Origin of the sequence: Mesorhizobium sp. M2A.F.Ca.ET.067.02.1.1, assembly GCF_004023285.1 — a bacterium.
Lineage (GTDB): Bacteria > Pseudomonadota > Alphaproteobacteria > Rhizobiales > Rhizobiaceae > Mesorhizobium.
This window is the reverse complement of record NZ_RZSB01000369.1, coordinates 1-5855: the sequence shown is the minus strand read 5'-3', so window position 1 is coordinate 5855 and position 5855 is coordinate 1. Positions and strand designations below refer to the sequence as shown.

The window sequence follows — 5855 nt, the reverse complement described above, 5'->3', positions numbered from 1 at the left end:
CGCATACCCAGGTCGAGATGCCTTCGTCAGTGTCCTTCTTGGATTTGATCGGCACGCCCGCTGCGGCCGACTGCACGGTGGCGTCGTTCCAGGCCCAGGCGAGATCGACTTCGCCGCCCGAGAGAAGTTGCACGATGTCGGTCGTGTCGGTCCAGTAGGAGCGCACATTCTTGTGCACCTGGCGCAGGAAATCGGACGCCTGTTTGAACTGGTCGTCCGTTATCTTGGTCCAGTCCTTGAGCCCGATGGCGAGGCTGGCCAGGGCATAGGCGTCGTCGACATTGTCGCCGATCGAGACACGGCCCTTGTATTTCGGATCGGCGAACACCTTCAGCGACTGCACGTCCTTTTCGGCGATCTTGTCGGAATTGTAGGTCAGCTGGGTATCGCCCCAGTCCCAGGGCATGAACCAGGCCTTGCCGTCGGGCGTGGTGGCGAGGTCCTTCATCGCCATGATGCCGGGATTGGGGTCCTTCCAGCCGGTGATCTTCGAGGTGTCGAGCGGCTGCAAGAGCCCGGCTTCGCGCCACTTCACCACGCTTTGCGAGCAGGGATGGCCAAGATCGGACTTGAAGCCGGAGCGGATCTTTTCGAAGGCCTCGTCCTCGTCGCCGAAGAAGGCGAAGGTCGGCGAGTCGCCGTTCTTCTCGACATATTTGCCGTGGAAGCTCGGATCCTCGTAGCCGGACCAGTCGAACACGATCAGGTCCTTGTCGGCGGCGACGGCGAACGCCGCCGCCGAAGCCGCGAGCGCGCTCCCAAGCGCCAGGGTCAGTGTCAGGCGTCGGCTGAGTTTCTTCATGCTGTTCCATCCTCTTTTGGTTTGCCGGTCTTGTTTGGCCGGCTATTGCTAACCCCGGTTTTTGCTAGCCCAGTTCCCGCTAGCCATAATGTTTGGGGAAGGCGGCGGCCAAAAACGCGTTCGCAGCCTGCAATGCCGTCTCACGCGTGGTGTCCTCCGTCCCCATCATCAGCCGCAGCCACAGGCCCTCGAGCATGGCGCTGAGCGCGAGCGCGATGGCCTGGGGGTCATAGCTGTATCCGCCGCTTTCCTTGAGCGTCGCGCAGAGATCGATGAAGACCTGCTGGTAGTAATTGTCGCGCGAGCTGCTCAGCGCCTGGTAGGTCGGCCGCGACTTGGCCTCGCCCCAGAAGGCGAGCCAGGCGGCGAGCTTGCGCTTGTTGCAGATCGAGCGGTCGAAATCGGCCCACACCAGCTGCTGCAATTGTCTCGCCGGATCGTCGCCCGCCTTCTGGAGGGCAGTGCGCCAATGCGCCGAATACTCGTCATACATGTGCTGCAGCGTGGCGATGAGCAGCTTTTCCTTGCTCTCGAAATGGAAGTTGACGATGCCGCGCGACAGGCCTGCGCCGTCCGCGACATCGGCCATCGTCGTTTCGGCATAACCGCGCTTGGCGAGCGAATCGATCGTCGCCTCGATCAGCTGCAACCGGCGGACCTCTTTCGAGGCCTTGCGGCCGCGCTTTTCGGCATCGCCTTTGGGTGCCGATTGAGCCTCATTGTCGGTAGCCTCTACGGTCTTCATATGGGTGACGGTCTCCAGCATCGCCGGCTATCCGACCGGCTTCCAACCGCGCAGATGAGTGGGGCGGTGCTCGCCACTGTCAAGCACCTTCTGCATCGCCTCCCAGGTCCTGATGTTCTTGTCGACATAGGCCGCGCCGACCGCTGCCGCGGCCTGCGCGTAGAGCGGCCCCTTGAGCCGCGAAAGCTCTTCGCGCGCGACCTCGCGGTACCATGGATTGCGGTCGCGGATGGTGATGTCGGTGAAGCCGGCGCGCCGCATCGCTTCGGCATAGCGCGCCGGTGAGGCCATGGCGAAGGACAGCCCTTCGGCCGCTATATAGGTCTTCATCTGAGGCGACGGCTCGCCGTCATGCCCGATCATCCAGTTCGACGCCGCGAAGACCCCGCCCGGCTTCAGCACACGGAAGATTTCAGCGAACAGCGCATCCTTGTCCGGCACATGCAGCAGCGCGTCCTTGGAGAAGACGAGGTCGAAGCAGGCGTCGGCGAAAGGCAGCGGCCCCGGCGGCGCCTGGACGAAGCTGACGCGGTCCTCCAGGCCCTGCCTTATCGCCCCTCGCCTTGCCGCCTGGATCACCGGCTTCTCGACGTCGAAGCCGGTGGCGCGAGCCGCGCCGTGCTTTGCCACCAGATGCAGCGTGATGCCGCCGGCTCCGCAGCCGATATCGACGATCGTCTTGCCCTTGAGCGACAGGCCTTCGATGACGCGGTCGACCTCTTCGGGGCCGCCCGGCGAAAGGTAGCCCTCGCCCCACAACGCTTCGAGAAAGCGGATGGCGGTGTCGTCATATTCCGGCTCGGCGTCAGCCGTTTCGATCATCGGATCTTCAACCCCAAATGCCGATGTGGATCAGTCCAGAATGCTGCCAAAGCCTAGCGCATCAACAGGAAAACGCAACATCATTTGTTGAACATTCATTCAAGATGGCTGGACAAAAAACCGTGAACCGTGCCAAATTTGGGCAATCGGGGAACAAAGGCACGGGCAATTCCAGGAAAAGCGTGAAGCGGTTTTCCGTCAGGAGTTGCGCAAAAACAGGAAGATAGGGCTACCGGATGGAGCTTCTGCGCGCTTGAAGGCCTGGGACGCGATCGTCATCGGCGGCGGACATAACGGACTGGTCAACGCCTGCTATCTGCAGCGCGCCGGCCTGGACGTGCTGGTGGTCGAGAAGAACGACTGGGTCGGCGGCGCGGCCACCAGCCGGGAGCTGACGCCGGGCTTCCTCTATTCCAACTGCTCCTATGTCTGCTCGCTGTTCCGACCCGAGATCATGCGCGATCTCGAGCTGCCGCGCTTCGGTCTGCAGGTGATCTCCTATGAAGGCGGCGCCGTGTTCACGCGCGACGGCGATTATCTCGCCAATTACCGCGACCACGATGCCCATCGTCGCGAGTTCGCGCGCTTCTCGAAGCGCGACGCCGAGGCCTATGATCGCTATTCGCGCGACGTCACGCGGCAGTGCCGCTTCATCCAGCCGCTCTTGATGCGCACCGCGCCAGACCCGACGAGCTTCAAGCCGCGCGACCTCGGCGAGCTGCTCTATCTCGGCAAGAAGTTCGCCGGGCTCTCGGCCGAGGAGATGGCGCTGACCCTGCGCTTCTGGACGATGTCGATCTCGGACTTCCTGGACGAGTATTTCGAGACCGAGATCATCAAGGCGAATTTCGCGCTGTCCGCCATCATCGGCACGGCGCTCGGGCCAATGTCGCCGGGCTCGGCTTATGTGCTGCTCCACCACTATATGGGCGAGGTCGACGGCTCGATCGGCGCCTGGGGCTATGCGCGCGGCGGCATGGGCGCCGTCACCAGGGCGCTGGCCGCCTCCTTCAAGGCTTCCGGCGGCACCATCCGCACGGGCGCCGAGGTCGATCATGTGCTGATCAGGAACGGCAAGGCCAAGGGCGTGGTGCTCGCCAGCGGCGAGGAAATTTTTGGCAAGCTCGTCATCTCCAACGCCGACGTCAAGCGCACCTTCCTGAAACTGGTCGAGGAGAAGGAACTGCCCGACATCTTCCTGCGCCGTATCAGGAACTTCAAGATCCGCGGCTCGTCCGGCAAGGTCAACATCGCGCTGGATTCGCTGCCCGAGTTTCCGGCCCTGCCGAAGGATTCGCCGGTCTACCGCGCCGACATGCACTTCACCGATTCCATCGAACGCATGGAGCGCGCCTATGACGACTGGAAGGCCGGGCGCTGGTCTGCCGACCCCTTCCTCGACATGATGATCCCGACCACGCTCGACCCGACCATGGCGCCGCCGGGCAAGCACTTCATGAGCTGCTTCGTCCAATACGCGCCGCCCAAGATAGACGGGCGCGACTGGACCGACGCCGACCGCGACGGCTTCGCCGAAAGCGTGATTTCCCAGATCGCGCAATATTCGCCCGGCTTCCGCGATCGCATCGTCCATATGGAGGTGCGCACGCCGCGCGAGATCGAGGCCGAGGTCGGCCTCACCGAAGGCAATATCTTCCAGGGCGAGCTGACCTTCGACCAGCTGCTCTTCAACCGCCCGGTGCCGGGCTACGCGCAATACCGTTCGCCGATCGGCGGGCTCTATATGTGCGGCTCCTCCACCCATCCCGGCGGCGGCGTCATGGGCGCACCGGGACGCAACGCCGCCGCCGAGATCCTGCGCGATCTCGCCAAGCCGACCCTGCATATGAGCCCGGCCCATGACGTCATCTGAAATGAATTGGGACGCCATCGTCATCGGCGGCGGCCATAACGGCCTCGTCGCCGCCGCCACGCTGGCGAAGTCGGGCCGCAAGGTGCTGCTGCTCGAAGCCGGCAACGAGGTCGGCGGCGCGGCACGCACCGAGGAATTCGCGCCGGGCTTTCGAGTCTCCGCGGTCGCCCATCTGCTCAACCGCCTGCATCCCGATGTGGTGAAGACGCTGGAGCTGGAACGCCACGGGCTGAAAGTCGAACGCGGCGATTTCGTGCCCTCGGTCGCGCTGTCCAAGGACGGCCCGCTTACGCTGCACGGCGCCTATGGCGAAGTGCTGACCGGCGCGAGCCCTTCGGAGCAAGCCGCCTGGAAGGAATTGCGTTCACAATTGCTGCGCTATGCCGGCGTGCTGAAGCCGTTCCTGTCGCGCCGGCCGCCGGACCTCGGCAACATGTCGCTCACGGAAATGACCGGGCTTGGCCAGACGGCGCTGGCGTTGAAGCGGCTCGGCAAGGAAGACATGCGCGACTTCCTGCGCGTGCTTCTGATGAATGTCTGCGACCTGCTCGACGAGCAGCTTTCGGACGACCGACTGAAGGGTCTGCTTGCCTTCGACGCGACGCTCGGCTCGCATCTGGGGCCGCGCTCGCCGACCTCCCTGCTCGGTCTCTATTATCGGCTTGCCGGCGAGATCGGCGGCCTTGCGGGCGCGCAAGTCCAGCCGAAAGGCGGCATGGGCGCCGTCGTTGCCGCCATTCGCGCCGCGGCGGAGAAGGCCGGCGTCTCCATCCGTCGCGCTTCGCCGGTCGCCAAGGTGATCGTCGAGAAGGGCCGCGCCGTGGGGGTCGTTACGCAGAGCCGCGAGACGCTGCGCGCAAAGACCGTCGTCTCGGCCATCAATCCCGCAGCCACGATCCTCGATCTCGTCGGCCCGCGCGAGGTCGACACCGGCTTCGTGCGCAAGGTCCGGAATATCCGCATGAAGGGCGATGCGGCGAAGCTCCATCTGGCGCTCGACCGACCGCCGCAATTCTCAGGCATCGATGCCGCCGGCCATAAGGGTCGCCTCGTCATCGCGCCTTCGCCCGACCATGTCGAGCGCGCCTTCAACCCGTCGAAATATGGCGCGTTCTCGCCCGAGCCGGTGATGGAGATTACCTTGCCCAGCCTGGTCGATCCATCGCTCGCACCGTCCAGCGCCTGCGTGCTCTCGGCCGTGGTGCAATACGCGCCCTATGTGTTGAAAGAAGGCTGGACCGCCGGCAAGCCGCAATTCCTCAAGGCGGTCATGGGTCAACTCGAGACCTATGCGCCCGGCATCGGCGCGACGGTCCGCCACGCCGAGCTTCTGACGCCCGCCGACATCGAGGCGCGCTACCGCATGCCCGGCGGCCACTGGCACAACGGCGAAATGCAGGCCGACCAGATGCTGATGTCGCGGCCGGTCTCCGGCTGGTCGGGCTACGACACGCCGCTCGAAGGGCTGTTCCTTGCCGGCGCCGGCTCGCATCCGGGCGGCGGCAGCTCCGGCGCGCCCGGCCTCAACGCCGCGCGCCGCATCATCGCGATGAGGGCATGAGAATGAAATTCGTCGAAGTAGCGCTCTACGGCGAAGGAACGCCGTCATGAAC

The 5855-nt window shown here is 64.5% G+C and carries 5 protein-coding genes; 2 read left to right on the top strand and 3 right to left on the bottom strand.

Features of this window, described 5'->3' with window-relative positions:
- The 3 genes from EOA28_RS22330 to EOA28_RS22320 all read right to left on the bottom strand — a co-directional run.
- Positions 1 to 802 (bottom strand): extracellular solute-binding protein (locus EOA28_RS22330; protein ID WP_128315274.1); only part of this gene is annotated, 802 nt, incomplete at its 3' end.
- A gap of 79 nt (positions 803 to 881) precedes the next feature.
- Positions 882 to 1568, bottom strand: coding sequence for a transcriptional regulator BetI (gene betI, locus EOA28_RS22325; RefSeq protein WP_127252521.1), 687 nt, complete (start codon positions 1566 to 1568; stop codon positions 882 to 884).
- A gap of 6 nt (positions 1569 to 1574) precedes the next feature.
- Positions 1575 to 2369: a class I SAM-dependent methyltransferase gene (locus tag EOA28_RS22320; protein WP_127252520.1), complete on the bottom strand. Its 795-nt coding sequence runs from the start codon at positions 2367 to 2369 to the stop codon at positions 1575 to 1577.
- A gap of 253 nt (positions 2370 to 2622) precedes the next feature.
- On the opposite strand from EOA28_RS22320, the gene EOA28_RS22315 reads away from it, so the two are divergent.
- The gene (locus tag EOA28_RS22315) at positions 2623 to 4242 is read left to right on the top strand and encodes an NAD(P)/FAD-dependent oxidoreductase (RefSeq protein WP_127252519.1); all 1620 of its coding nucleotides are present in this window, start codon (positions 2623 to 2625) and stop codon (positions 4240 to 4242) included.
- On the top strand, positions 4229 to 5803 hold the full coding sequence (locus EOA28_RS22310; protein ID WP_128315273.1) for an NAD(P)/FAD-dependent oxidoreductase: 1575 nt from the start codon (positions 4229 to 4231) through the stop codon (positions 5801 to 5803). The genes EOA28_RS22315 and EOA28_RS22310 overlap by 14 nt, the downstream gene beginning before the upstream one ends.
- Positions 5804 to 5855: the final 52 nt, after the last annotated feature.

What these genes read in the sequence shown, in the direction of transcription:
- betI (WP_127252521.1), bottom strand. Translation starts at nt 1,568, where the DNA reads ATGCTGGAGACCGTCACCCATATGAAGACCGTAGAGGCTACCGACAAT.
- EOA28_RS22320 (WP_127252520.1), bottom strand. Translation starts at nt 2,369, where the DNA reads ATGATCGAAACGGCTGACGCCGAGCCGGAATATGACGACACCGCCATC.
- EOA28_RS22310 (WP_128315273.1), top strand. Translation starts at nt 4,229, where the DNA reads ATGACGTCATCTGAAATGAATTGGGACGCCATCGTCATCGGCGGCGGC.